This is a genomic window from Citrobacter sp. L55, from assembly GCF_002850715.1.
GTDB classification, from domain to species: Bacteria; Pseudomonadota; Gammaproteobacteria; order Enterobacterales; family Enterobacteriaceae; genus Citrobacter; species Citrobacter braakii.
Map to the genome: position 1 here is coordinate 149,958 of NZ_KZ559404.1, position 24,818 is coordinate 174,775.

Sequence of the window (24,818 nt, forward strand, 5' to 3'; positions counted from 1 at the left end):
TAGCTGCGCTGTATGTTGATTGAGAATGTTAACCGTCCCTAAGCTGATGCCTTAGAAGCCCGCCGTTGTGTGCGCTAAAGTTACAGACTTATACAATAAAAGCACATTTTTGTTAACATAAATGCAAACTAATCATCACCCTCAATCGGATACCCTGCCCGACGAATAGCCTCACGACAATCGCTCACGCCTGCGGCATAGCCCGCTTCGATCTCACAAACAGGACTGGCGCTGCAATAAGGTAGTTTAACCGGAGTCGCAATGCGTTTCTCCAGCACTTCAATTTTATCCATAAAATTCAATAAGTCACGCGCAGCGCTCACGGCGAACTCTGCCGTTTCATCTCCGGTGAATGGTTCCAAAAGTGTGATTTTTTGTTGTAGCAGGTGGCGAGTCAACATCATCGTCAATGCCCTCAAAGCCAGTTTGCTTAAAGAGTAGCATTACATCGACGGGGAGAAAGGCAGGAAGAAATAAACTGGTAATAAAAAAGCTGACCGTGGAACGATCAGCTTTTCCGTATTTTAATCACGGACTTAGAAGCGATAACCCGCGGAGAACATAAACACCCACGGATCGAGGCGGACGCTGTCATGCTGCTGCGCGCCAGCCAGTTTATAGCTCGCGGTGGTGTCGATATCCATGTACCAGACCGACATGTTAATCAGCCAGTCGCGGTTAATCAGATAGTCCATACCCACTTGCCCTGCTGCGCCCCAGGAGTCTTTCAGGCTCAGGTCAGATAAACCGGTTTCTTTGCCGTTATTGTTAAAGCCTTCGTCAAAGAAGGTGGTGTAGTTCACACCGACACCAACGTACGGACGCAGTTTGCTGCTGGAATCGCCGAAATACCACTGCGCCATTAAGGTTGGTGGTAAATGGTGAACGGTCGCAATATCACCTGTTGTGGCAGTGCCAATTTTATGGCGGAACGGCGTAGCTGCCAGTAATTCAACACCGATATTGTCGGTTGCCATGTAGGTAAATGTCAGACCCAACTGCGTGTTATTGCTGACATCAAAGCCACCCAGGCTTCCCAGCGTACCACCCGCGCCTTCCGTCGGTCTGACGGTGGCAGAACCTGCACGAATAAAGAATTCTCCGGCCTCATGCGCAAATACGTTACCAGAGAGAAGAGTTGTTAAAGCCACTGCTGCAACTGTTAATTTTTTCATGTCCGCTCCATCGTTATGGTTATAAAAGCGGAACGAATATACCCACATTGGAGTAATAAGTGATCTAACCTGGATCACATTGACTTTGATAATTTAACATTTATTGATCCAGATTAAGTTAGAACTTGCATTCAAAATCCTGGTTAACCTAATTCAGATCAATTTTGATATATTTTCGCCACGCAAGTACCTGGCCTCCGTTGCAGAATAGCGATGGTTATTTGTTCGTGATGCGCAGAGAACAACCAACGTTCTTGCATGACGCTGAAGTCATAGTCAAAAATTACCGGGGCTTTACAAAGATATGCTTTTCCATACACCGCGCGATGCTGCCACTGTAGAGTTATCCAGGGTACAATTGCCCACAAATGAACACCTGCAAAACTCAAGGAGAGTGCATGTCTATCACGGCGAAATCCGTTTACCGTGACACGGGAAACTTTTTCCGTAATCAATTCATTACCATCTTGCTGGTATCGTTGTTGTGCGCGTTTATCACAGTGGTGTTAGGGCATGCCTTTTCTCCCACCGACGCACAAATTGCGCAACTCAGTGAAGGCGATCAGTTAACCAGCAGCGTGGGATTGTTCGATCTGGTGCAAAACATGACCCCGGAGCAACAGCAAATTTTGCTACGCGCTTCCGCGGCGTCGACGTTTTCCGGTCTGATTGGTAATGCCATCCTCGCCGGAGGCATTATCCTGATGATTCAGCTGATTTCAGCCGGTCATCGGGTCAGCGCGTTACGCGCCATCGGTGCCAGCGCGCCGGTTTTGCCGAAGCTGTTTATTCTGATTTTTCTGACTACTCTGCTGGTGCAAATCGGTATTATGCTGGTGGTGGTACCCGGTATTCTGCTGGCTATCCTGCTGGCACTTGCACCGGTGATGTTAGTACAGGACAAAATGGGTGTCTTTGCCGCGATGCGCAACAGTATGCGTCTGGCGTGGTCGAATATGCGCCTGGTTGCACCAGCAGTGATCGGTTGGCTGTTGGCAAAAACGTTGTTGTTGCTTTTTGCGCCAAGTTTTGCGGTACTTACGCCAAATGTAGGCGCGGTATTGGCGAATACGCTGAGCAATATGATCTCCGCCGTGTTGCTGATCTATTTGTTCCGCCTGTACATGCTAATTCGCCAATAAACCCTGAACGCATTCCGGGCTTGTACCCGGTGCTTTTGATGACGGAATCGAAGAATGAAGCAGTTTCTTGATTTTTTACCGCTGGTTGTCTTTTTTGCTTTTTATAAGCTCTATGACATCTACGCGGCGACCTCGGCGCTGATTGTTGCGACGGCTGTGGTTTTGATTTACAGCTGGGTCCGCTATCGCAAGGTCGAGAAGATGGCATTGATCACTTTTGTTCTGGTAGCCGTGTTCGGTGGCCTGACCATTTTCTTCCACAATGATGAATTCATTAAGTGGAAAGTAACGGTGATTTACGGGCTGTTTGCCGGTGCGCTGCTGGTTAGCCAATGGGTAATGAAAAAGCCGCTGATTCAGCGCATGTTAGGTAAAGAGCTGAGCTTGCCACAGCCGGTTTGGACAAAACTTAACTTCGCCTGGGCCGTCTTCTTTATCCTGTGCGGTCTGGCGAATATCTATATCGCGTTTTGGCTACCGCAGAATATTTGGGTCAACTTTAAAGTGTTCGGCCTGACCGCCTTGACTTTACTATTTACGTTACTGAGCGGAGTCTATATTTACCGCCACCTTCCGCAGGAAGATAAATCGTAATAAATGCTCGCCAGATCTCCGGATCTGGCGAATTTTTATCCCTTCGCGTTCCTTGTTGCCATCAACCTGGCTTACTTCCGCCCCGCAGACCGCATCCCCTCTGTTCTCAGCGCGTAAATTCTAGTAGCATCGCGCCTGTAATCTTTCTCTATAGTCGGTTCTACAATGACAATAACGAATAACACTCCCCAGGGCGAACTGGTTTTACGCACTCTGGCTATGCCTGCCGATACCAACGCAAACGGTGATATTTTTGGCGGCTGGCTGATGTCACAAATGGATATAGGTGGCGCTATTCAGGCCAAAGAGATCGCACATGGTCGCGTGGTAACGGTGCGGGTTGAAGGAATGAGCTTTTTGCGCCCGGTTGCCGTGGGCGATGTGGTTTGTTGCTACGCACGCTGCGTGAAACGCGGGACGACCTCGATCAGCATTAATATTGAAGTCTGGGTGAAGAAAGTCGCTTCAGAACCTATTGGCCAGCGCTATAAAGCTACCGAAGCCCTGTTTATCTACGTTGCCGTTGATAAAGACGGTAAACCGCGGCCGATTCCCTCCCTGGCCTGATAGCACGCCCAAGCATCGCAATCCGGCAATCATTCTGCCGGATTTGGCGACGTAACGCCAAATCCGGCCTGATGCTTACTCGATCTGTGTTGTGCCGTTCAGGCGGAAAACAATATTCACCACCAGCCCGGAACCTGGCTTACCGGCTTCATAACGCCATCTGCGCATCGCATTTTTCACTTCACGCTCAAACATATTCGCAGGCTGTGCGGACAGAACTTCCACATTTTCAACCCGGCCATCCGAGGTCACGTCAAATTTGACCTTCACACGGCCTTCAATGCGCAACGCCTGTGCACGTGCCGGATATTGAGGCTGATTACGACTTAAGGCTCGCGGACCCGATGGAGCACTCACCGCCGGTTTAGTGGTTGCCGGAGCGGTACTGGTTGTTGGACGCGCAGGCGCCGTATTTTCAAACGGGGACGTCGGACGCGGCTCTGCTGGTTTAACATCACGCTTCGGCTGCTCTTCCACCTTTTTCACCGGTTTTGGCTTCGGTTTAGGCTTGGGCTTCGGTTTCTCAATCACTACCGGCGCTTCTTTTGGCGGTTCGGGGATCGGTTCTGGCTCCGGTTCAGGCTCGACGACGGGTTCCGGCGGCGGCTGAACGGCCTGAGGCGGTTCAAGATCGGCAGGCGCAACCATCGTAACGGAGATCGGCTGCGCTGGCGCAGGCAGTTCAATAACCTGATGTACCGAGGTATACAGCAAACCTGCCACTACAGCACCATGAATGCCGACAGAAAGTAACGTAGGCCAGGGAAAGCGACGAGGTAAATCAAGGGTCATTGAAGTCATAATCGTTTCAGTAAAAAAACCAGGCCCTGATTTTAAATGCAAATAGCAATCATATTCAATAAGACCGTGAAGCTAACTGGCATTTAAAACGCGATTTTATGATAAAAAACCATTTTCAAAGTATGGCCTTAACATATTAGTTATCTTTCCGTTGCAGTTACCAGGCCTTTCCAATAACGTAAATATGACCTTTTACCGTTCAAGGAGCTCTACCCGTGCTGTACGTTATTTACGCTCAAGATATCGCAGACTCTCTCGAAAAACGTCTTTCCGTACGCCCTGCTCATCTGGCTCGTCTGCAACTCCTTCATGACGAAGGCCGTTTGCTCACGGCGGGTCCCATGCCAGCGGTTGACAGTAACGATCCGGGCGCCGCAGGCTTTACCGGCTCAACGGTGATTGCAGAATTTGAATCTTTAGAAGCCGCGCAGGCGTGGGCTGAAGCCGATCCCTACGTGGCGGCAGGTGTTTATGCGCAGGTTTCAGTAAAACCGTACAAAAAAGTATTTTAAAAACAAAACGAAAAGCAGACATTGGGCACCGACAGCGGTGCCCTTTTGAGATCAGATGTTGTGGATCGCAAACAGCAACGAGTTACGTTGATGGTTGAGAATACACTTTCTGATGGTATGGATACGCATATTACGGCGCGATTGTCCTTCAAGCCAACGTGCTTTACGGCGGCTTGCCTGACGCAGCATCCGCCAGCGTCCCACTTCCGTTCTACTACGCTTCATGTTTACTACTCTTTCAGTCACTGAGCGGCCATTATAACGCCACACCGAATGCAGACCAGTGGTTTTCCCGTGTTTTTATTTGCCAGATTAATCCTGATGCGTAAACTCTTAACAATACGCTTTCAAAAGGATTTTTAAATTTATGACAACCTTCTACACCGTGGTGAGTTGGCTGGTCATTCTGGGTTACTGGGTACTCATTGCTGGCGTAACATTACGCATTCTAATGAAACGACGCGCAGTGCCCTCCGCAATGGCCTGGCTTTTGATCATCTATATTCTGCCATTGGTAGGGATCATTGCTTATCTGTCCTTCGGTGAGCTCCACCTGGGTAAACGTCGCGCCGAACGCGCCCGGGCAATGTGGCCGTCAACGGCCAAGTGGCTGAACGATCTAAAAGCCTGTAAGCATATTTTTGCGCAGGAAAACAGCAGTGTCGCGTCATCCTTATTTAAGCTGTGCGAGCGTCGTCAGGGAATCGCTGGCGTTAAAGGGAATCAACTGCAGTTGCTCACCAGTTCAGAGGACGTGATGCAGGCATTGATCCGTGATATTCAACTGGCGCGTCACAACATCGAGATGGTGTTCTACATCTGGCAACCAGGCGGTATGGCCGATCAGGTCGCCGAGTCATTAATGGCTGCCGCAAGGCGTGGAATTCACTGCCGCCTGATGCTGGATTCCGCGGGTAGCGTGGCGTTCTTCCGCAGCCCATGGGCGGCGATGATGCGTAACGCGGGTATCGAGGTTGTTGAAGCGCTGAAAGTAAACCTGATGCGTGTATTTTTACGCCGTATGGACCTGCGTCAGCACCGCAAAATGATCATGATCGATAACTATATTGCTTATACCGGCAGCATGAACATGGTCGATCCGCGTTTCTTCAAACAAGATGCCGGCGTCGGGCAATGGGTGGATTTGATGGCGAGAATGGAAGGCCCGGTAGCCACCGCTATGGGCATTGTCTATTCCTGCGACTGGGAAATTGAGACCGGCAAGCGCATTCTGCCCCCGCCGCCAGACGTCAATATCATGCCGTTTGAGCAGGCCAGCGGCCACACCATTCACACAATCGCTTCGGGACCTGGTTTCCCTGAAGATTTGATTCATCAGGCGCTGTTAACCGCAGCTTATTCGGCGCGTGAATATTTAATAATGACCACGCCCTACTTCGTTCCCAGCGACGATCTGCTGCACGCGATCTGTACAGCGGCGCAGCGCGGGGTCGACGTCAGTATTATTCTTCCACGCAAGAATGATTCCCTGCTGGTTGGCTGGGCAAGCCGGGCCTTTTTCACTGAGTTGCTGGCGGCTGGCGTTAAAATCTATCAGTTCGAAGGTGGCTTACTGCACACCAAGAGCGTACTGGTCGATGGCGAGCTGAGCCTGGTCGGTACCGTTAACCTAGATATGCGCAGTCTGTGGCTCAATTTTGAGATCACGCTGGTCATTGATGATGCCGGGTTCGGTGGCGATCTCGCGGCAGTACAGGATGATTATATTTCGCGTTCCCGTCTGCTTGATGCCCGTTTGTGGGTAAAACGACCACTCTGGCAGCGGATCGCTGAGCGACTGTTTTACTTCTTTAGTCCGTTGCTGTAAAACGTGCCCATCAGACAGTAAACAGGTAGTCATTATGGATATGGATTTGAACAATCGCCTGACTGAAGACGAAACGCTTGAGCAGGCTTACGATATTTTTCTCGAACTGGCTGCGGACAACCTGGATCCAGCCGACATCATTCTGTTCAATTTACAGTTTGAAGAGCGCGGTGGTGCCGAGTTATTCGACCCGGCAGAAGACTGGCAGGAGCATGTTGATTTTGACCTGAACCCTGACTTCTTTGCTGAAGTGGTGATTGGTCTGGCAGATACAGAAGACGGCGAGATTAACGATATTTTTGCGCGCGTTTTATTATGTCGCGAAAAAGATCACAAACTCTGCCATATTCTCTGGCGCGAATAACAAACAAAAAAGCTGCTCTCGCAGCTTTTTTCATTTTTAGCCCGGCAGTTTACTTCCGCAGCGGTTACAAAACTGCGCACTATGTTCATGCTGCGCCTGCTGACACTGTGGGCATCTACGCTGATATCCGCGCTGTTGGAACGCACTGCTCATGTGTGTGGTTATCAATCCGGTCGGTATCGCAATCACAGAGTATCCAATCAGGATAAGCACTGACGCCACCATGCGTCCCAACGGCGTGTGCGGTGTAATGTCACCGTAGCCGACGGTGGTGACCGTAACAATTGCCCAATACACTGACGCATTCAGCGTAGTAAAGCCATATTTGGGCCCTTCTATCAGATACATCATCGCGCCGAAAACAACCATCAGAATGGCAATAAAGGAATAGAACAACATCAGTTGATGACGGGCGCTTTTTAACGCATTCCAGAACACTCGCAGAGAAGGCATAAAACGCAGCAGCTTGAGAATACGCAAGACGCGCAGGACACGCATCGCTCGCCAGGCGAAGACATAACTCAAACTGATTTCAGGCCATAGCCACATCACGTACAGCGGTAGAATGGTGGCCAGATCGATAATCCCCCAGAAGCTAAACACATATTTAGCGGGATTGGCCCAGCTGCATAAGCGAAGAAAATATTCGAGAGTAAAGACCAGAGTAATAAAGACCTCCAGCCAGACAAAAATGCGCCATTCCTCGAAGGTTAAATGGTATTGCGCCCCGACGCCGGACTCAATGAAGATAACAATAACGCTGAGCAAGGCGAACAGCGCGCACATACCTTCAAAGCGACGCCCTGAACGGGTGCTTAAATCGAATAATTTGCGATAGAGCGCGCGGCGGACAGAAGAGACTAAACCTGACACATATACCTCACCAAAAAGAAGGGCTGACCTTTGTCAGCCCTCAGGATTATAGCGGGTCTACTTTCAGGCAGGAAACTGCGTGACGGAAACTTCCTTCGAGAACCGGGCGGGTTTTTGCGCATTCCGGTCCGGCAATCGGGCAGCGCGTACGGAACACGCAGCCGGAAGGAGGATTAATCGGCGACGGCAATTCGCCTTCCAGCAACTGGATAACCTTGTTCCTTTCCTGATCCGGGTCGGGAATCGGCACTGCAGACATCAACGCCTTGGTATAAGGGTGCAGCGGATTATGGTACACCTCATCATAAGTCCCTAATTCCACCGCGTGTCCGAGATACATGACCAGCACGCGATCGGAGATATGTTTCACCACCGCCAGGTCGTGAGCAATGAAGATTAACGATAATCCCATTTCACGCTGGAGCTGTTGTAACAGGTTCACCACCTGGGCCTGAATGGATACGTCCAGCGCCGAAACCGGTTCATCGCAAATAATCAGCTTCGGCTCGAGGATCAGCGCCCGGGCAATACCAATACGCTGACACTGACCGCCTGAAAATTCATGCGGGTAGCGGTTAATCAGATTTGGCAGCAACCCCACCTTCATCATCATCGCCTTCACACGGTCGCGGACTTCCTGACCAGACAGGTTCGGATGATAAGTCCGCAGCGGTTCGGCAATGATTTCACCGATGGTCATGCGCGGGTTCAGTGATGCCAGCGGATCCTGGAAAATCATCTGAATATCGCTACGCACTTCCCGCCACTCATCGGGTTTCATGCCCAGCAAATCTTTACCCAGCCAGGCGACTTTTCCATCGGTGGCTTTCACCAGGCCAATAATCGCACGGGCAAAAGTCGATTTTCCACAGCCTGATTCGCCGACCACGCCCAGGGTTTCACCTTCATACAGTCGCAGAGTCACGCCATCAACCGCTTTCAGGGTTTTAGACGGCTGCCAGAACCACTGCTTGCCGTCTTTAATGTCGAAATGGACTTTAAGATCGGCAATTTCAAGGAGCACTTTTCGTTGTTCGGTGACCGCATTCATACCAGTTCCTCCACCGGTTTAAAGCAGGCGCGCAGGCGGCCCGGACTAAACTCTTCCAGTGGCGGAGCACTGCTACAGATTTCCATCGCATGCGGGCAACGCGGTTGGAATGGGCAACCTTTTGGTAAACGCAACAGGTTCGGCGGGTTGCCCGGGATAGTCAGCATCTCTTCCCCTTCGGCATCCAGACGAGGTACGGCATTCAGCAAACCAATCGAATACGGATGAACGGGCTTATAAAAGACATCCCGCGCACTGCCATATTCCATGGTACGTCCGGCGTACATCACCAAAACTTTATCGCAAATACCGGCAACTACTCCCAGATCGTGGGTGATCATGATAATCGCAGTGTTGAATTCGCTTTTCAGTTCATTCAGCAGGGTCATGATTTGTGCCTGTACCGTAACATCAAGCGCAGTAGTCGGCTCATCGGCTATCAGTAATTTAGGCCTGCACAACAGCGCCATGGCGATCATCACGCGCTGACGCATCCCGCCGGAGAATTCATGCGGATACATTTTCATACGCTTACGCGCTTCCGGCATTTTCACCGCATCCAGCATTCTGACCGATTCTTCAAAGGCTTCCGCTTTGCTCATGCCTTTATGCAGCATGAGAACTTCCATCAACTGCTCGCCGACTCGCATGTACGGATTGAGAGAGGTCATCGGGTCCTGGAAAATCATCGAGATTTGCTCGGCGCGCAGTTTGTTCAACTCACGTTCCGGTAAATTCAGAATTTCACGTCCGTTGAAAGTTGCAGATCCTCCGATACGGCCATTTGCTGCCAGAAGGCCCATCAGGGCAAAGGCCGTTTGCGATTTCCCTGAACCGGATTCCCCAACAATACCCAGCGTTTCTCCAGCTCGCAGAGAAAAGTTTAAATCGTTTACCGCAGTTACATCGCCGTCGGGGGTGGCAAACGTCACGCGCAGATCTTTAACGTTCAGCAGTGCGTTAGCCTGTTGTTGCGCGAGCGGCGCGGTTGAGGTTTCAATTACGCTCATGGCTGCACTCCTTAACGGTCTTTCGGGTCGAGGGCATCACGCAGGCCATCGCCAATAAAGTTAAAACAGAACAAAGTGACCACCAGGAATCCTGCCGGGAACAGCAGCAGCCATGGTGAGACTTCCATCGAGTTGGCACCATCACTCAGCAACGCCCCCCAGCTACTTAACGGCTCCTGCGTCCCTAATCCCAAAAAGCTCAGGAAGGATTCAAACAGGATCATGCTGGGCACCAGCAACGAAGCGTACACCACCACCACGCCCAGCACGTTCGGCACAATATGACGGATAACGATGCGCACGGTAGATACCCCACCCACTTGCGCTGCTTCAATAAACTCTTTGCGCTTGAGACTCAGCGTTTGTCCACGCACGATACGCGCCATATCCAGCCAGGATACCATCCCGATAGCGACAAAAATCAGCAGGATATTTTGCCCAAAGAAAGTGACCAGCAGAATCACGAAGAACATGAACGGGAAGGAGTTGAGGATTTCCAGCAGACGCATCATCACGGAGTCGATTTTACCGCCGAGGTAGCCCGACAGAGAACCGTATAGCGTGCCGACAACTACCGCGACCAACGCCGCGGCAATGCCGACCATCAGCGAGATGCGACCGCCAATCGCCACACGAACCAGCAGGTCTCGACCTGACGAGTCGGTGCCGAAATAGTGTCCAGATTCTGTATCCGGCGCGCTGGACATCATGCCCCAGTCGGTATCGAAGTAGGTAAACTGCGACAGCATCGGCGCCAGCGTCACAAACAGCGCAATAATCACCAGCACGACCAGGCTTGCTACCGCCGCGCGGTTATGCATAAAGCGTCGACGCGCGTCCTGCCACAGACTGCGGCCCTCGACCTCCAGCTTTTCACTGAAATTCTCCAGCGCTTCGCTGTTTTTCTTACTTAACATCATAGCGAGCTCCAGTATCAGTAACGAATTTTCGGGTCGATAACGGCATACAGCACGTCAACAATCGCGTTAAACACGATGGTCAGCGTCCCTACCAGTATGGTGAGGCTCAGGACCAGCGAATAGTCGCGGTTTAACGCTCCATTGACGAACAGCTGGCCAATGCCCGGCAAACCATAGATGGTTTCAATAACCATCGAACCGGTAATAATGCCGACAAATGCTGGTCCCATATAGGACAGCACGGGCAACAGCGCAGGTTTTAACGCATGGCGGAAAATAATCCGCCGCATCGGCAACCCTTTAGCGCGCGCGGTACGAATAAAGTTAGAGTGCAGCACTTCAATCATCGAACCGCGGGTAATACGGGCGATACTGGCGATATAAGCCAGTGACAAGGCCACCATCGGCAGGATCATAAATTTCAACGCCCCGCCGTTCCAGCCGCCTCCGGGCAGCCATTTCAAGGTTATGGCAAATATCATGACCAATAAGGGAGCGACCACGAAACTGGGGATAACCACCCCGGTCATTGCCACCCCCATCACCGTGTAGTCCCAACGCGTATTTTGTTTCAGCGCGGCTATCACCCCAGCGCTAACGCCAACGAGGACCGCCAGAATAAAGGCCGCAGCTCCCAGCTTCGCAGAAACCGGAAAGCTCGAGGCCACGAGGTCGTTTACCGTATAGTCTTTATATTTAAAAGATGGCCCAAAATCGCCATGTGCCAGCTGCTTGAGGTAGCTGAAGTACTGCGTCGAGATAGGATCGTTAAGATGATATTTCGCTTCGATATTAGCCAGTACCTCTGGCGGTAACGCGCGTTCCCCGGTGAATGGGCTTCCCGGCGCAAGGCGCATCATAAAGAATGAAATCGTAATAAGTATAAACAGCGTCGGAATCGCTTCCAGACAGCGACGTAATATAAATTTTAACATTGCCCGTACCTTCTGGCGTGTGCCTTTACACCTCTTCTACCCCGACGTTCAGGTAAAGCGGTGTTAATAGTTCGAAGAAAAAGACACTGTGGGGCAAAATGATTGCCCCACGTCTTGCCATTAATGCTTGATAATATACAAGTCTTTAACGTGGATATTATCCATCGGGTCTTTACCGGAGTATCCGCCAACCCATGGTTTTACCAGGCGGGCGTTAACATAGTAATAAACCGGTACAATCGCAGAATCTTTATCCAGCTGCTGTTCCGCTTTCGAATACAGTTCGCTGCGCTGCGCTTCATCAGTCACTTTCAGCGTATCCGCAATCAGCTTATCAAACGCCGGGCTCTTATAGTGGACGGTGTTGTTGGAGCTGTCAGACAGCACCATATTCAGGAAGGATGTTGGTTCGTTGTAATCCGCACACCAGCCCGCACGCGAAACATCATAGTTACCCTGATGGCGCGTATCGAGGAATGTTTTCCATTCCTGGTTTTCCAGCTTCACATTGGCGCCCAGATTTTTCTTCCAGATAGATGCCGCAGCGATGGCCAGCTTTTTATGCAGATCTGAGGTGTTATACAGCAGGTCAAAGGTCAACGGTTTTTCAGCGGTATACCCGGCTTCAGCCAGCAGTTTTTTCGCTTCTTCATTACGTTTTTCCTGAGACCATTTGAACCACTCTGGTTCAACCAGTTTCGCACCATCGGTGTAAGGAGGGGTAAAGCTATACGCCGGCAGGTCCCCCTGGTTTTTAACTTTGTTGACGATAATGTCACGATCCAACGCCAGTTTCAGGGCGGTACGAACACGAACATCGTTGAACGGTGCTTTCTGGTTGTTGATTTCGTAATAATAGGTGCACAGATACGGGTCAACGTGAACTTCGTTCGGGATCTCTTTTTTCAGTTTCTGGAATAACTCGATCGGCATGTTGTTATAGGTCATGTCGATTTCGCCGCTGCGATAGCGGTTAACGTCAGTCACTTCAGAAGAAATTGGCAGGTAGGTAACCTGGTTAATAACCGTTTTGGCGTTGTCCCAGTAGTTGGTGTTACGCTCAAGTACAATGCGCTCGTTGACCACCCAGTCTTTCAGCTTATAGGCGCCGTTGGTGACGATGTTAGCGGGCTGGGTCCATTTCTCACCGTATTTTTCAACCGCTGCTTTAGGAACCGGAGAAACGGATGAGTGCACAAGCAATTTGTAGAAATAAGGAACCGGCTCGCTCAGGGTGACTTCAAATGTATGATCGTCGAGAGCTTTGACACCGAGATCGGTGATCGGCTTTTTGCCGGCGATAATATCGTCAATATTGACAATGTGACCGTACTGTAAATAACTGGCGTACGGTGACGCGGTATTTGGATTAGCCAGGCGTTGCCAGCTATACACGAAATCTTGCGCGGTAACAGGCGTGCCGTCAGACCATTTAGCGTCTTTACGCAGATGGAATGTCCACACCTTAAAGTCTTTATTTTCCCACTTTTCAGCCACGCCAGGCGATGGTTTGCCATCGACATCGCTGATTAATAAACCTTCAAACAGGTCACGGTTGATATTGGATTCAGGTACACCTTCGATTTTATGTGGATCGAGTGACTGAACTTCCGAACCGTTATTACGCACCAGAGTCTGCTTTTCAGCAAGCTGCACACCTGCTGGCACAACTGCCGCCGTAGCAACATTCCCAGCGATTAGCGCAGTTAGGATCCCCGCAGCTACTAAACTTTTTTTAGTGATGTTAGTCATTGTGTTTGTACTCCCTCATTATTATGGCTGGTTTTTTAACCAGACTGTTAATCCTGTCAGGATCCCTGTACGGCACCGGAGATTTTCTGCCGTCAGGTAGTTTCTTGTTTTACTGCTTGCTATCACCGACTTTATTTATTTCTGGCGATTCGTATGATCGCCTTGCGTCGATTATCTACGTGCCTCCCCTGCCGGAAACACGCTATTACCCTGTTGAGAGAAACTAATTGAAAATGATTCTCATCAACGTGAATTCTTCTGCATAATACCTGGCCGGAAAGTATCAAATGCGTTTCTTAACCGCCAATACATTTACAAATTTGTTAACCAATTCTCTTTTATTGGAAATAAATCTCACTAAAAAAGTCTTACGAATGAAAGATTATGACAATAAAACGATAAAAATCAATATATTGCATAACGCGCAGTGTTAACTCCCCAGTCCTGTGTCAACACCACGCCAAAATGCACATAAATTTAACAATTGGTTATTAATTAGCACATTCATCTAAAAAAAACGCTGAAATAACTAATAACATTTCGATAATCCTTCAGCAAGCCCCAGAGTATGATGTTAATAAAATAACAGTGACATCGGGATCCCTCTGGTGGACCATTGAGTGTTATATCCATAAAATCAATGAATAAATTAATGAATAACCATCAGATCTTTTTATATTTCTATGCTGATTTTCAACTTTAGTGAGAAGTTTTACTAATAACGAAAGGAAACGGAGCCGAAAGAGGCTCCGTTGATGCCGAAGAGGAATATCAGGCAAGCAAACCGGGGAAAATGGACTTGATTCCAGTCACAATGAATTCGATCCCTAAGGCCATTAACAACAACCCCATAATACGCGTAATGACGTTGATACCGGTTTGGCCCAGCAGCCGTACCAGCCACGGTGCCATGCGGAACAGTCCCCAACAGCACAGGGCAAACAACGCAATCGCCACAAAAAAACCAAACAGGTTAATCGCACTATGATAACGCGTACCCCAAACAATAGTTGAGCTTATCGCCCCTGGCCCCGCCATCAGCGGCAATGCCAGCGGCACTACGCCGATACTTTCGCGGATTGCTGTTTCTGATTTTTCCTGTTTGTTTTGCTTATCTTCGCCCAGTTTTCCGCTAATCATCGACATCGCGATAGTCACCACCAGAATGCCGCCGGCAATCCTGAACGAATCTATCGAGATACCGAAGAGCTGCAGAATACCGTCACCAAGGAACAGCGAAGTCCACAGGATGATGGCAACTGACAGGTTTGCCGTAAGGTTGGTTTTATTTCGCGCAGCAGCCGTTTGATAGCTGGTCATACTGATAAAGACTGGGATGATCCCGACCGGGTTAACCAATGCGAATAACCCAATGAAAAATTTAAAATAGACAGGAAAATCAAATAGCGTTTGGATCACGGTTAGCTCCGAAGCGTTAGCCGGATAAAATGAGTCATAAAAATTGATAAAATCCGCGCTGAAGATACGCCTTTTGTCAGCATACTTCACCTTCTATCTGTGTATATCTACGTAAATACACTTCCAATACTTAGTGTTATTAATATGTATTAAATATGCTAATGTTAATGACATTCACCCCATCAATTTATTAACACTTACCGATAAACGCTAAAAGGGCCTGCTGAAAGGTGTCAGCTTTGCAAAATTTTGATCCAGATCACGCAATTACTACTCAGAAGTGAGTAATCTTGCTTACGCTACCTGGAGGTAGCGCGTTAGAATTAAGTGGCGCTAGCGTATAAGCTCTTTTAGTAAATCAAGGTAAAGTGGACGTTAATTAACCGTTTGATTTTCAAAACGTTACACAAATTTTCGTCGATCTGTCTATACTCTCGTATCGAGCAGATGATTTACTAAAAAAGTTTAACATTATCAGGAGAGCATTATGGCTGTTACTAATGTCGCTGAACTTAACGCACTTGTAGAGCGCGTAAAAAAAGCCCAGCGTGAATATGCCAGTTTCACTCAAGAACAGGTTGACAAAATCTTCCGTGCCGCCGCTCTGGCTGCCGCAGACGCTCGAATCCCTCTCGCGAAAATGGCCGTTGCCGAATCTGGCATGGGCATCGTCGAAGATAAAGTGATTAAAAACCACTTTGCTTCCGAATACATTTATAACGCATATAAAGACGAAAAAACCTGTGGTGTGCTGGCTGAAGACCACACTTTCGGTACCATTACCATCGCTGAACCGATTGGTATCATCTGCGGTATCGTTCCAACCACTAACCCGACTTCTACTGCAATCTTCAAATCACTGATCAGCCTGAAGACGCGTAACGCCATCATCTTCTCTCCGCATCCGCGTGCTAAAGATGCCACTAACAAAGCGGCTGATATCGTTCTGCAGGCAGCAATTGCTGCTGGCGCACCGAAAGATCTGATCGGCTGGATCGATCAACCTTCCGTAGAACTGTCAAACGCGCTGATGCACCACCCGGACATCAACCTGATCCTTGCGACCGGTGGTCCAGGCATGGTTAAAGCAGCATACAGCTCCGGTAAACCGGCAATCGGTGTAGGCGCAGGTAACACCCCTGTGGTTATCGATGAAACCGCTGATATCAAGCGTGCTGTTGCATCTGTTCTGATGTCTAAAACTTTCGATAACGGCGTGATTTGTGCTTCTGAACAGTCCGTTGTCGTTGTTGACTCTGTATACGACGCAGTACGTGAGCGTTTCGCGACTCACGGCGGCTACATGCTGCAAGGCAAAGAGCTGAAAGCCGTTCAGGACGTTATCCTGAAAAATGGCGCACTGAACGCGGCTATCGTTGGTCAGCCGGCATACAAAATTGCTGAACTGGCAGGCTTCTCCGTACCAGAAACCACTAAGATTCTGATCGGTGAAGTGACAGTTGTTGACGAAAGCGAACCGTTCGCTCACGAAAAATTGTCTCCAACGCTGGCAATGTACCGTGCGAAAGACTTCGAAGACGCCGTTATTAAAGCTGAAAAACTGGTTGCGATGGGCGGTATCGGTCATACCTCTTGCCTGTACACCGACCAGGACAACCAGCCTGAACGTGTTGCTTACTTCGGTCAGATGATGAAAACCGCACGTATCCTGATTAACACCCCAGCTTCACAGGGTGGTATCGGTGACCTGTACAACTTTAAACTCGCGCCTTCCCTGACTCTGGGTTGTGGTTCCTGGGGTGGTAACTCCATCTCTGAAAACGTTGGTCCTAAGCACCTGATCAACAAGAAAACCGTTGCTAAGCGAGCTGAAAACATGTTGTGGCACAAACTTCCGAAATCTATCTACTTCCGTCGTGGCTCTCTGCCAATCGCACTGGATGAAGTGATTACCGATGGTCACAAACGTGCGCTGATCGTGACCGACCGCTTCCTGTTTAACAATGGCTATGCTGACCAGATCACCTCCGTGCTGAAAGCTGCTGGCGTTGAAACCGAAGTGTTCTTTGAAGTTGAAGCTGACCCAACTCTGACCGTTGTACGCAAAGGTGCTGAGCTGGCTAACTCCTTTAAACCAGACGTGATCATCGCGCTGGGTGGCGGTTCCCCGATGGACGCCGCGAAAATCATGTGGGTTATGTACGAACACCCAGAAACCCACTTCGAAGAACTGGCACTGCGCTTTATGGACATCCGTAAACGTATCTACAAGTTCCCGAAAATGGGCGTAAAAGCGAAGATGGTTGCCGTCACCACCACTTCCGGTACTGGTTCTGAAGTTACTCCGTTTGCGGTTGTTACTGACGATGCAACTGGTCAGAAATACCCGCTGGCAGACTATGCGCTGACTCCGGATATGGCGATTGTTGACGCCAACTTGGTGATGGATATGCCTAAGTCCCTGTGTGCGTTCGGTGGTCTGGATGCCGTCACTCACGCCCTGGAAGCTTACGTATCCGTGCTGGCTTCTGAGTTCTCCGACGGTCAGGCTCTGCAAGCGCTGAAACTGCTGAAAGAAAACCTGCCAGCGTCCTACCACGAAGGTTCTAAGAACCCGGTAGCGCGTGAGCGTGTACACAGTGCAGCAACCATCGCCGGTATTGCGTTTGCTAACGCCTTCCTGGGTGTATGTCACTCAATGGCGCACAAGCTGGGTTCTCAGTTCCACATTCCTCACGGTCTGGCGAACGCCCTGCTGATCAGCAACGTTATTCGTTATAACGCGAACGACAACCCGACTAAACAGACTGCATTCAGCCAGTACGACCGTCCGCAGGCTCGTCGTCGCTACGCTGAAATCGCAGACCATCTGGGTCTGAGCGCACCGGGCGACCGTACTGCTGCAAAAATCCAGAAACTGCTGGGCTGGCTGGACGAAATCAAAGCTGAACTGGGTATTCCTAAGTCTATCCGTGAAGCTGGTGTTCAGGAAGCTGACTTCCTGGCACACGTGGACAAACTGTCTGAAGATGCGTTTGATGACCAGTGTACTGGTGCTAACCCGCGTTACCCGCTGATTTCTGAACTGAAACAGATCCTGATGGATACCTACTACGGTCGTGAATACAGCGAAGATCAAACCGCCGTTAAGACTGAAGCAGTAGCTGCTCCGAAAGCTGAGAAGAAAGCGAAGAAATCCGCTTAATTCATCCAGATAAGTTTTAGTTTCACCATAAACGGTCCCGAATTGGGGCCGTTTTTTTTTGCATCTTACGTTATCAGAATCGAAACATGACCAATTCAGCGACGTTTAAAGGATGGACCTGTAAAAGGATGCTTAGGAGGATGCGAGAATAGCGTCAGGAGAGTGTCTGACAGGGTAGCGAACATTAGCGAATGCTCAGCCTACCCTGTGCTAATAAGCGCCCAGAAGCGCGTAGAGTTAGTCGTGGTTGTGTCGTTCTTGTATCGCCGTCAGAGAGCCCTCAGACTGTGCTTGCTTATAATGCTTACGGCATACCGATACATAGCGTTCGTTCCCGCCAATCACCACCTGTTCGCCCTCGTTATAAGGTCGTCCTGCCTGATCAAGACGTAACACCATGCTGGCCTTACGCCCACAGAAACAAATGGTTTTTAATTCAACCAGTTTATCTGACCACGCCAACAGGTATTCGCTGCCGCCAAATAACTCACCACGAAAATCGGTACGCAAACCGTAGCACAACACGGGAATATCCAGCTGATCGACAACTTCAGATAATTCATAAACCTGCTGTCGAGTCAGAAACTGCGACTCATCAACCAGTACACAGTGAATTCTTTGCTGCTCATTCTCAGCCCGAATCTCTTCGAACAATGATGAATTTTGGTTAAACAATTTTGCAGGTGACGACAGACCTATACGCGAACTTACTTTTCCAGCACCAAAGCGGTCATCAATTTCCGCTGTATATACCACGGCACGCATCCCACGTTCCTGATAATTGTACGAAGATTGCAGCAATGCAGTCGACTTACCGGCATTCATTGCAGAATAGTAAAAATATAGCTGTGCCATTGACCGTAGGCCCTCACCCGGGGAAATAAATATGGGAAGGATTGTACCATATTTCACGAACGTGTCGGTGTAGCGTTGCCTGCATAGGCGTATAAATAGGCGTTCAGACTCGCTCAGTGTCGCCTAAATAACCGATCCTTTAAGTGACATGGGAGCGCTAGTACACTCCAGTCATAGCCCAGGTAGCCTGAAACTTGACGGGTATATACACACTCTTTCACAAATAGTGCTCATGAAATTTATCCATACCTCTTATCTTCTTACGGCAATAAAGAAACCCTTCCCTTATTGTTATTGAATCTACCCACTGTCGCCATGTATTAGCGAATTCATGTAAGCAAAACTAATACAAAAGGTTGAAATCACTGCAAAGAGATACTATTTGTACACCATAAAATGTGACCTGAATCTTGAATTTTTACTCTCAGCCGCTGAGAAGCCCCCTCACCAATAAGCCTTTTTTATGCCCAACGTCGCGGTGAATTTAAGACAGATGAATTAATTCTGATACTAAATAAAGCGCAATTTTGAATTCCTTACATTCCTGGCTATTGCACAACTGAATTTATCGCTCTATTATTAGCTCAACAAACCACCCCCAATATAAGTTTGAGATTACTACAATGAGCGAAGCACTTAAAATTCTGAACAACATCCGTACTCTTCGTGCGCAGGCAAGAGAATGTACTCTGGAAACGCTTGAAGAAATGCTGGAAAAATTAGAAGTTGTTGTTAGCGAGCGCCGTGAAGAAGAAAGCGCTGCAGCTGCTGAAGTTGAAGAACGTACTCGTAAACTGCAACAATATCGTGAAATGCTGATCGCTGACGGCATTGACCCGAACGAACTGCTGAATAGCATGGCTGCTGTTAAATCTGGCACCAAAGCTAAACGCGCTGCACGTCCGGCTAAATATAGCTATGTTGACGAAAACGGTGAAACTAAAACCTGGACTGGTCAGGGTCGTACACCGGCAGTGATCAAAAAAGCGATGGAAGAACAAGGTAAACAACTGGACGATTTCTTAATCAAAGAATAATCCAGAAATAGTTTGCTTAAAATCCCGCCAGTGGCGGGATTTTTTTACCTGTACTTCGCACAGTCCCTACCCAGTTCAGGTATAAAAAAACGGTGCTGGATTAACAGCACCGTTCAGACCTGATAATACCAGCAGGTTACTTCTTAATACCCATCTCATCTTCCAGCCAGGCTTTAAATTCAGCGCCGAGAGTATTATGGCGAATACCATATTCAACGAACGCCTGCATATAGCCAAGCTTATTACCACAGTCATGGCTTTTGCCCTTCATGTGATAAGCTTCAACCGTTTCTTTTTCAATCAGCATATCGATAGCATCAGTCAGCTGAATTTCGTCACCGGCTCCCGGAGGCGTTTTTGCCAGCAGAGGCCAGATATCCGCGCTAAGGACGTAACGCCCCACGACGGCCAGATTAGATGGCGCAACATTCGCTTTCGGCTTTTCAACAACGCCAACCATCGGTACGCTTTCGCCTGGTGCTAATTCAACGCCTTTACAATCAACAACACCATAAGCGGTAACATCTTCTACCGGTTCAACCATAATCTGGCTGCTGCCTGTTTCATCGAAACGATGAATCATTTCGGCAAGGTTGTCGCGTGATAAATCAGATTCGTATTCGTCAAGAATGACGTCCGGCAAGATAACCGCAACGGGCTCATCGCCAACCACCGGGTGCGCGCACAATACCGCGTGGCCCAGACCTTTGGCCAGTCCCTGACGCACCTGCATAATAGTGACATGTGGCGGACAAATAGATTGCACTTCTTCCAGAAGCTGGCGTTTTACACGTTTTTCCAGCATAGCTTCAAGTTCAAAGCTGGTATCGAAGTGGTTTTCAATCGAATTTTTAGACGAGTGAGTTACAAGTACAATTTCAGTGATGCCCGCAGCAATACATTCGTTTACGACGTACTGAATTAATGGCTTATCAACCAACGGTAGCATCTCTTTCGGGATTGCTTTCGTAGCCGGTAACATCCTGGTTCCTAATCCCGCAACCGGGATAACGGCCTTTTTGACTTTTGAATTAAGGGCAGCCATTTAAAACTCTCCTGGACTGTTCATGTATTGAACGTGTTCATCAATCTGTATCGCATCCAAGTATATCAGTACCGCGACAAGCTTCTGGTCTGAAAAGGACGCGCGTCGGTATAATTAAGATAAATACGAATAAATCTGGCGCTGATAGTAGCACTCACAGCATGAGGGGGGTGAGCCAATTTCATTCTCACTCCACTCGGTTGTTCATTCTGCAGACAACATCAGGCGCAGCCGACCACCGGCCCCCCAAATTTGGCATTGCCAGGATTCGCAACGTTGGCTCAGTTGATTAAGATACGCATTCCCTAAGGTTCCCAACGGAACGCCATTGCTGATTTGTACATTGTGGGAACCTGTATTTAATGTCGCATTCAGCCCTGCTGATACCAGAATCAGGTTTTTTAATCCGCTGTGGTAATAACCCACCAGCAAAGGGAATTGTCCGGGCAAATTAGCCTGGCGCAATAAATGGTTAACCTGTTTCAATAACGCACCGAGCTCCGGCAATCGTTGATTTTGATGCGCGAGCTGTTCCTGCAGCAAACCGTTAAATAGCGCCCGCAGTAACAATGCTGCCAGAACGCCATTATCCCCTGCCCGCGTCACATCCAGACAATAAAAAGCAAGGTCATGGTCCGATAGCGGTGCAATATCCAGTACCAGCCCCGGCTGATCGGCAGCCACCAATTGACGATAGTTGATCCGACATCGTGAAATAACTTGCGACACAGGAGGCTGTAATTCTTGCAACAGCTTCGCTGCAGCGGCGGGATCACCAACCATCGCATCCCAGTCGCGAAACAGCCGCTCTTCTTCTTCCACGCGTGAATTAAACATATTCGGATACAGACACGCAAAGACGGTTTCGCGCAGGCGGTTCAGGTCCTTTACCGGCTTTAGCAGCACATCATCCACACCCAATCGCAGTGCTTTGGCTATATCAGACATGTTTTCCGTCGCTGATATCACCAGGATTGGGGTCTGATCGCCACGATTACGCAGATACTCTACTAGCTTAAGGCCGTTCATTCGTGGCATAGCCAGGTCGCAGATAATCAGGTCGGGGTTAAAGTGCCCGAGTAATTCAAGTGCTTCAAGTCCATCGCCAGCTACCGCCGTTGTCGCTCCCAAAGAGGAAAACCATGAGTCCATGAGTGAGCGAAATACCGGCTCATCCTCAACGATAAGAATCTGTTTTCCGACCAATGGCTGCGTCATATTCTCCCCCCTGACTGGCTTTAGTAAATAGTGGCATGCTATTGCTACTCACGCCTGTCAGAATTTGCTTAAGTGTTGATAAAAAATGCGTTAGATGTTGGTTTTCACCAGGGGTAGAAGCTCATCCATTTTCTTCTCGACCGCCAGTTGTCCAGCAGCAATGGCTGCGCTGGCGCGGTGAAAATCCAGCGTGGATATTTGCGGACAAAACGGCTGAATCAGGATGTCTGGCGGGTCACCGGCCATGCGGTTACGTTTCAGACGGTTTTCCAGAACCTGAATAGAAGTCGTCATGATCTCCATCGCCGTCGGCGCGGTTACCGCACGCCTGGCCGTTATGTTGCTCAAGCGCTCTTTCAGTCGGGCACGCCATGAAAGCGCGTCGACATCATCACCCGTTTCGGCATCACTGCTGACGTTAAAGGAGAGTAAATCTTGCTGCATAAGATGCGCATCGTGTTGCAGATCGACGGCAATAACGATGTCAGCGCCCAGCGCGCGAGTTAAGGATACAGGAACGGGATTCACCACCGCGCCATCGACCAGCCAGTAACCATTATGCGCTACAGGGGACATCAGACCAGGAATACTGCAGGAGGCCCGAACAGCCAGGTGCAAATCACCTTCCGTGAACCAGAGCTCCCGACCCGTACTCAGATTAGTAGCCACAGTTGCGAAACGGCGAGTGCATTGCTCAATTGCTTCTACCGGCATGACATTACGGTACTGATTGAATACCCGTTCACCACGCAGTAAACCGCCCCTGCGCCACGAGAGATCCATCAGACGTAAGACATCCCAATAGCTGAAAGAACAAACCCATTGTTCGAGAGCAGGTAACTTATTGCATGCGTAGGCTGCACCAACCAGCGAACCAATGGAGCACCCTGCCACAATATCAACATCAATGCCCATATGCTTTAGGGCTTTAATAACGCCAATATGCGACCAACCTCGCGCCGCGCCGGAACCTAGCGCCAGCCCAATTTTTATTTTTCTCATTGTACGTACAAACTTCCCCTGGCTTGCAGACGTAGCAACATCGCTACCGCTCAGTTAACATAGTGCTACCCTGGCGTTTTTACGCCGTTTTTTTATTCCAGGGAGTACTTTGTGTCTCAGCTTTGTCCCTGTGGTAGCGCTGTCGAGTATAGCCTATGTTGCTACCGTTATGTGTCTGGCGCGCAAGTAGCACCTACGCCGTCACATCTCATGCGTTCTCGTTACTGTGCTTTTGTGATGAAAGACGCAGATTACCTTATCAAGACCTGGCATCCGGACTGTCATGCAGCCGAGTTTCGCGACGACATTATCGCAGGATTTAGCCACACTGAATGGCTCGGGCTGACCGTTTTTGAACAACAAACGGCAGACACAGAAAATATCGGCTATGTCAGCTTTGTTGCGCGATTTTCTGAACAAGGTAAAACAGGTGCAATTATCGAGCGCTCTCGTTTTTTAAAAGAAAACGGTCAGTGGTACTATATAGACGGTACACGCCCTCAAATTGGACGAAACGATACCTGCCCTTGTGGCTCCGGTAAAAAATTTAAAAAGTGCTGCGGCTAATCAACGCCCGACAGTATCAATTTTGCAAACATTCTCAACAGGATCACCGCTGCAAATGCATTCATTACAACGAAAAGTGCTGCGTACTATTTGCCCGGACCAAAAAGGTCTGATCGCGCGCATTACGAATATCTGTTACAAGCATGAACTGAACATCGTGCAGAACAATGAGTTCGTGGACCACCGTACCGGGCGCTTTTTTATGCGTACCGAACTGGAGGGTATTTTTAACGACGTCACGCTGCTTGCCGATCTGGATAGTGCCCTTCCAGATGGCTCCATTCGTGAATTAACGCCAGCAGGACGCCGCCGTATCGTCATTTTGGTCACCAAAGAAGCACATTGTCTGGGTGATCTGTTAATGAAGGCCAATTATGGCGGGCTGGATGTTGAAATCGCCGCTGTGATCGGCAACCACGAGACGCTGCGACCTTTGGTTGAGCGGTTTGATATCCCGTTTGAGCTGGTCAGCCACGAAGGTTTAACGCGTGACGAACATGATCTGAAAATGGCCGACGCTATCGACGCGCACCAACCTGACTATGTCGTGCTGGCAAAATACATGCGCGTTCTGACGCCAACATTTGTTTCACGCTTCCCGAATAAGATTATCAATATTCACCATTCATTCCTGCCAGCGTTTATTGGCGCTCGCCCTTACCATCAGGCTTATGAGCGCGGCGTGAAGATCATCGGTGCGACAGCCCACTACGTGAATGATAACCTCGATGAAGGCCCAATCATTATGCAGGACGTAATTCATGTGGATCACACCTACACCGCGGAAGACATGATGCGTGCGGGTCGCGACGTTGAGAAAAATGTATTAAGCCGCGCGCTGTATCAGGTTCTGGCTCAACGCGTCTTTGTTTACGGTAACCGAACGATTATTCTGTAATCGATTGATAATTGAATTGGTTACCTTTACATCTTTACGCGTAAAAATCAGGCAACCAGTTCTTTTTTATCAACGGAATACTTTACA

Annotated in this window: 25 protein-coding genes and 1 pseudogene; 11 read left to right on the forward strand and 15 right to left on the reverse strand. The window is 49.1% G+C overall.

All coding sequences use genetic code 11. The annotated features are described in order from the left end of the window. Window positions 1–128: 128 nt before the first annotated feature. Window positions 129–404, reverse strand: a complete 276-nt coding sequence (locus B9P82_RS14265; RefSeq protein ID WP_016153262.1) for a hypothetical protein — start codon at window positions 402–404, stop codon at window positions 129–131. 132 nt (window positions 405–536) lie between these two features. After that, a complete protein-coding gene (gene ompW, locus B9P82_RS14270) occupies window positions 537–1,175 on the reverse strand; it encodes an outer membrane protein OmpW (RefSeq protein ID WP_016153263.1) in 639 nt (212 codons plus the stop codon). 283 nt (window positions 1,176–1,458) lie between these two features. Here ompW and B9P82_RS28990 point away from each other — a divergent pair. The 4 genes and pseudogenes from B9P82_RS28990 to yciA form a co-directional block, all read left to right on the forward strand. Further along, window positions 1,459–1,545, forward strand: a pseudogene (locus B9P82_RS28990) (YkgJ family cysteine cluster protein); the annotation flags it as partial. A 28-nt stretch (window positions 1,546–1,573) separates the two neighbouring features. Beyond that, window positions 1,574–2,317 carry a YciC family protein gene (locus tag B9P82_RS14275; RefSeq protein ID WP_016153264.1) on the forward strand — a complete coding sequence of 248 codons (744 nt, stop codon included), beginning with the start codon at window positions 1,574–1,576 and terminating at the stop codon, window positions 2,315–2,317. Between the two features lie 54 nt (window positions 2,318–2,371). Then, entirely contained in the window at window positions 2,372–2,911 is a 540-nt protein-coding gene (locus B9P82_RS14280) for a septation protein A (protein ID WP_016153265.1), read from the forward strand. 165 nt (window positions 2,912–3,076) lie between these two features. Continuing rightward, window positions 3,077–3,478 carry an acyl-CoA thioester hydrolase YciA gene (yciA, locus tag B9P82_RS14285; RefSeq protein ID WP_016156659.1) on the forward strand — a complete coding sequence of 134 codons (402 nt, stop codon included), beginning with the start codon at window positions 3,077–3,079 and terminating at the stop codon, window positions 3,476–3,478. Between the two features lie 75 nt (window positions 3,479–3,553). On the opposite strand, the gene tonB is transcribed toward yciA, so the two are convergent. Continuing rightward, the gene (gene tonB / locus B9P82_RS14290; protein ID WP_016156660.1) at window positions 3,554–4,270 is read right to left on the reverse strand and encodes a TonB system transport protein TonB; all 717 of its coding nucleotides are present in this window, start codon (window positions 4,268–4,270) and stop codon (window positions 3,554–3,556) included. Between the two features lie 224 nt (window positions 4,271–4,494). On the opposite strand from tonB, the gene B9P82_RS14295 reads away from it, so the two are divergent. Beyond that, complete coding sequence (locus tag B9P82_RS14295; protein ID WP_003020675.1) at window positions 4,495–4,791, forward strand: YciI family protein; 297 nt, start codon at window positions 4,495–4,497, stop codon at window positions 4,789–4,791. Window positions 4,792–4,842: 51 nt separating this feature from the next. Here B9P82_RS14295 and B9P82_RS28280 read toward each other — a convergent pair whose 3' ends face one another. Further along, window positions 4,843–5,016: a YciY family protein gene (locus B9P82_RS28280; protein ID WP_016153268.1), complete on the reverse strand. Its 174-nt coding sequence runs from the start codon at window positions 5,014–5,016 to the stop codon at window positions 4,843–4,845. A 142-nt stretch (window positions 5,017–5,158) separates the two neighbouring features. On the opposite strand from B9P82_RS28280, the gene cls reads away from it, so the two are divergent. Together cls and B9P82_RS14305 are read left to right on the forward strand one after the other, a co-directional pair. Continuing rightward, a complete protein-coding gene (gene cls, locus B9P82_RS14300; RefSeq protein ID WP_016156727.1) occupies window positions 5,159–6,619 on the forward strand; it encodes a cardiolipin synthase in 1,461 nt (486 codons plus the stop codon). Window positions 6,620–6,653: 34 nt separating this feature from the next. Continuing rightward, window positions 6,654–6,983 carry an HI1450 family dsDNA-mimic protein gene (locus B9P82_RS14305; RefSeq protein ID WP_003020691.1) on the forward strand — a complete coding sequence of 110 codons (330 nt, stop codon included), beginning with the start codon at window positions 6,654–6,656 and terminating at the stop codon, window positions 6,981–6,983. Window positions 6,984–7,019: 36 nt separating this feature from the next. Here B9P82_RS14305 and B9P82_RS14310 read toward each other — a convergent pair whose 3' ends face one another. The 7 genes from B9P82_RS14310 to ychE form a co-directional block, all read right to left on the reverse strand. Next, the gene (locus B9P82_RS14310) at window positions 7,020–7,856 is read right to left on the reverse strand and encodes an ion transporter (protein ID WP_101700520.1); all 837 of its coding nucleotides are present in this window, start codon (window positions 7,854–7,856) and stop codon (window positions 7,020–7,022) included. Between the two features lie 46 nt (window positions 7,857–7,902). Beyond that, window positions 7,903–8,907 (reverse strand): murein tripeptide/oligopeptide ABC transporter ATP-binding protein OppF, encoded by a 1,005-nt coding sequence (gene oppF, locus B9P82_RS14315; protein ID WP_016156729.1) that lies wholly within the window; start codon window positions 8,905–8,907, stop codon window positions 7,903–7,905. Next, the gene (gene oppD, locus B9P82_RS14320) at window positions 8,904–9,917 is read right to left on the reverse strand and encodes a murein tripeptide/oligopeptide ABC transporter ATP-binding protein OppD (protein WP_003833364.1); all 1,014 of its coding nucleotides are present in this window, start codon (window positions 9,915–9,917) and stop codon (window positions 8,904–8,906) included. Before oppD ends, oppF begins: the two co-directional genes overlap by 4 nt. Window positions 9,918–9,928: 11 nt before the next feature. Continuing rightward, window positions 9,929–10,837, reverse strand: coding sequence for an oligopeptide ABC transporter permease OppC (oppC, locus tag B9P82_RS14325; protein WP_003020701.1), 909 nt, complete (start codon window positions 10,835–10,837; stop codon window positions 9,929–9,931). A 14-nt stretch (window positions 10,838–10,851) separates the two neighbouring features. Next, window positions 10,852–11,772, reverse strand: a complete 921-nt coding sequence (gene oppB, locus B9P82_RS14330) for an oligopeptide ABC transporter permease OppB (protein WP_003020708.1) — start codon at window positions 11,770–11,772, stop codon at window positions 10,852–10,854. Window positions 11,773–11,892: 120 nt separating this feature from the next. Then, window positions 11,893–13,524, reverse strand: coding sequence for an oligopeptide ABC transporter substrate-binding protein OppA (gene oppA, locus B9P82_RS14335; RefSeq protein ID WP_016153271.1), 1,632 nt, complete (start codon window positions 13,522–13,524; stop codon window positions 11,893–11,895). Between the two features lie 771 nt (window positions 13,525–14,295). Next, window positions 14,296–14,943 (reverse strand): NAAT family transporter YchE, encoded by a 648-nt coding sequence (gene ychE, locus B9P82_RS14350; RefSeq protein WP_003020714.1) that lies wholly within the window; start codon window positions 14,941–14,943, stop codon window positions 14,296–14,298. 487 nt (window positions 14,944–15,430) lie between these two features. Here ychE and adhE point away from each other — a divergent pair, with 487 nt between their 5' ends. After that, the gene (adhE, locus tag B9P82_RS14355; RefSeq protein ID WP_016153272.1) at window positions 15,431–18,109 is read left to right on the forward strand and encodes a bifunctional acetaldehyde-CoA/alcohol dehydrogenase; all 2,679 of its coding nucleotides are present in this window, start codon (window positions 15,431–15,433) and stop codon (window positions 18,107–18,109) included. A 237-nt stretch (window positions 18,110–18,346) separates the two neighbouring features. On the opposite strand, the gene tdk is transcribed toward adhE, so the two are convergent. Continuing rightward, window positions 18,347–18,964 carry a thymidine kinase gene (tdk, locus tag B9P82_RS14360; protein ID WP_019076935.1) on the reverse strand — a complete coding sequence of 206 codons (618 nt, stop codon included), beginning with the start codon at window positions 18,962–18,964 and terminating at the stop codon, window positions 18,347–18,349. A gap of 623 nt (window positions 18,965–19,587) precedes the next feature. On the opposite strand from tdk, the gene hns reads away from it, so the two are divergent. Beyond that, window positions 19,588–20,001: a histone-like nucleoid-structuring protein H-NS gene (gene hns, locus B9P82_RS14365; RefSeq protein WP_003020723.1), complete on the forward strand. Its 414-nt coding sequence runs from the start codon at window positions 19,588–19,590 to the stop codon at window positions 19,999–20,001. Window positions 20,002–20,137: 136 nt separating this feature from the next. On the opposite strand, the gene galU is transcribed toward hns, so the two are convergent. The 3 genes from galU to rssA all read right to left on the reverse strand — a co-directional run bounded on the left by galU (window position 20,138) and on the right by rssA (window position 23,266). Continuing rightward, window positions 20,138–21,046, reverse strand: a complete 909-nt coding sequence (gene galU, locus B9P82_RS14370) for a UTP--glucose-1-phosphate uridylyltransferase GalU (RefSeq protein ID WP_016153274.1) — start codon at window positions 21,044–21,046, stop codon at window positions 20,138–20,140. Window positions 21,047–21,250: 204 nt separating this feature from the next. Beyond that, a complete protein-coding gene (gene rssB / locus B9P82_RS14375; RefSeq protein WP_016153275.1) occupies window positions 21,251–22,264 on the reverse strand; it encodes a two-component system response regulator RssB in 1,014 nt (337 codons plus the stop codon). Window positions 22,265–22,354: 90 nt separating this feature from the next. Continuing rightward, window positions 22,355–23,266 (reverse strand): patatin-like phospholipase RssA, encoded by a 912-nt coding sequence (gene rssA, locus B9P82_RS14380; RefSeq protein ID WP_016156731.1) that lies wholly within the window; start codon window positions 23,264–23,266, stop codon window positions 22,355–22,357. A gap of 111 nt (window positions 23,267–23,377) precedes the next feature. Between rssA and B9P82_RS14385 the strand changes: the two genes are divergently transcribed. Further along, the gene (locus B9P82_RS14385) at window positions 23,378–23,833 is read left to right on the forward strand and encodes a YchJ family protein (RefSeq protein WP_029139563.1); all 456 of its coding nucleotides are present in this window, start codon (window positions 23,378–23,380) and stop codon (window positions 23,831–23,833) included. A gap of 55 nt (window positions 23,834–23,888) precedes the next feature. Next, window positions 23,889–24,731, forward strand: a complete 843-nt coding sequence (gene purU, locus B9P82_RS14390; RefSeq protein ID WP_016153278.1) for a formyltetrahydrofolate deformylase — start codon at window positions 23,889–23,891, stop codon at window positions 24,729–24,731. Window positions 24,732–24,818: the final 87 nt, after the last annotated feature.

What these genes read in the sequence shown, in the direction of transcription:
- purU (WP_016153278.1), top strand. Translation starts at nt 23,889, where the DNA reads ATGCATTCATTACAACGAAAAGTGCTGCGTACTATTTGCCCGGACCAA.
- galU (WP_016153274.1), bottom strand. Translation starts at nt 21,046, where the DNA reads ATGGCTGCCCTTAATTCAAAAGTCAAAAAGGCCGTTATCCCGGTTGCG.
- yciA (WP_016156659.1), top strand. Translation starts at nt 3,077, where the DNA reads ATGACAATAACGAATAACACTCCCCAGGGCGAACTGGTTTTACGCACT.
- tonB (WP_016156660.1), bottom strand. Translation starts at nt 4,270, where the DNA reads ATGACCCTTGATTTACCTCGTCGCTTTCCCTGGCCTACGTTACTTTCT.
- cls (WP_016156727.1), top strand. Translation starts at nt 5,159, where the DNA reads ATGACAACCTTCTACACCGTGGTGAGTTGGCTGGTCATTCTGGGTTAC.
- oppC (WP_003020701.1), bottom strand. Translation starts at nt 10,837, where the DNA reads ATGATGTTAAGTAAGAAAAACAGCGAAGCGCTGGAGAATTTCAGTGAA.
- oppF (WP_016156729.1), bottom strand. Translation starts at nt 8,907, where the DNA reads ATGAATGCGGTCACCGAACAACGAAAAGTGCTCCTTGAAATTGCCGAT.
- ompW (WP_016153263.1), bottom strand. Translation starts at nt 1,175, where the DNA reads ATGAAAAAATTAACAGTTGCAGCAGTGGCTTTAACAACTCTTCTCTCT.
- rssB (WP_016153275.1), bottom strand. Translation starts at nt 22,264, where the DNA reads ATGACGCAGCCATTGGTCGGAAAACAGATTCTTATCGTTGAGGATGAG.
- oppA (WP_016153271.1), bottom strand. Translation starts at nt 13,524, where the DNA reads ATGACTAACATCACTAAAAAAAGTTTAGTAGCTGCGGGGATCCTAACT.
- B9P82_RS14275 (WP_016153264.1), top strand. Translation starts at nt 1,574, where the DNA reads ATGTCTATCACGGCGAAATCCGTTTACCGTGACACGGGAAACTTTTTC.
- B9P82_RS14265 (WP_016153262.1), bottom strand. Translation starts at nt 404, where the DNA reads ATGATGTTGACTCGCCACCTGCTACAACAAAAAATCACACTTTTGGAA.
- hns (WP_003020723.1), top strand. Translation starts at nt 19,588, where the DNA reads ATGAGCGAAGCACTTAAAATTCTGAACAACATCCGTACTCTTCGTGCG.
- oppB (WP_003020708.1), bottom strand. Translation starts at nt 11,772, where the DNA reads ATGTTAAAATTTATATTACGTCGCTGTCTGGAAGCGATTCCGACGCTG.
- adhE (WP_016153272.1), top strand. Translation starts at nt 15,431, where the DNA reads ATGGCTGTTACTAATGTCGCTGAACTTAACGCACTTGTAGAGCGCGTA.
- B9P82_RS14280 (WP_016153265.1), top strand. Translation starts at nt 2,372, where the DNA reads ATGAAGCAGTTTCTTGATTTTTTACCGCTGGTTGTCTTTTTTGCTTTT.
- B9P82_RS14305 (WP_003020691.1), top strand. Translation starts at nt 6,654, where the DNA reads ATGGATATGGATTTGAACAATCGCCTGACTGAAGACGAAACGCTTGAG.
- tdk (WP_019076935.1), bottom strand. Translation starts at nt 18,964, where the DNA reads ATGGCACAGCTATATTTTTACTATTCTGCAATGAATGCCGGTAAGTCG.
- rssA (WP_016156731.1), bottom strand. Translation starts at nt 23,266, where the DNA reads ATGAGAAAAATAAAAATTGGGCTGGCGCTAGGTTCCGGCGCGGCGCGA.
- B9P82_RS28280 (WP_016153268.1), bottom strand. Translation starts at nt 5,016, where the DNA reads ATGAAGCGTAGTAGAACGGAAGTGGGACGCTGGCGGATGCTGCGTCAG.
- oppD (WP_003833364.1), bottom strand. Translation starts at nt 9,917, where the DNA reads ATGAGCGTAATTGAAACCTCAACCGCGCCGCTCGCGCAACAACAGGCT.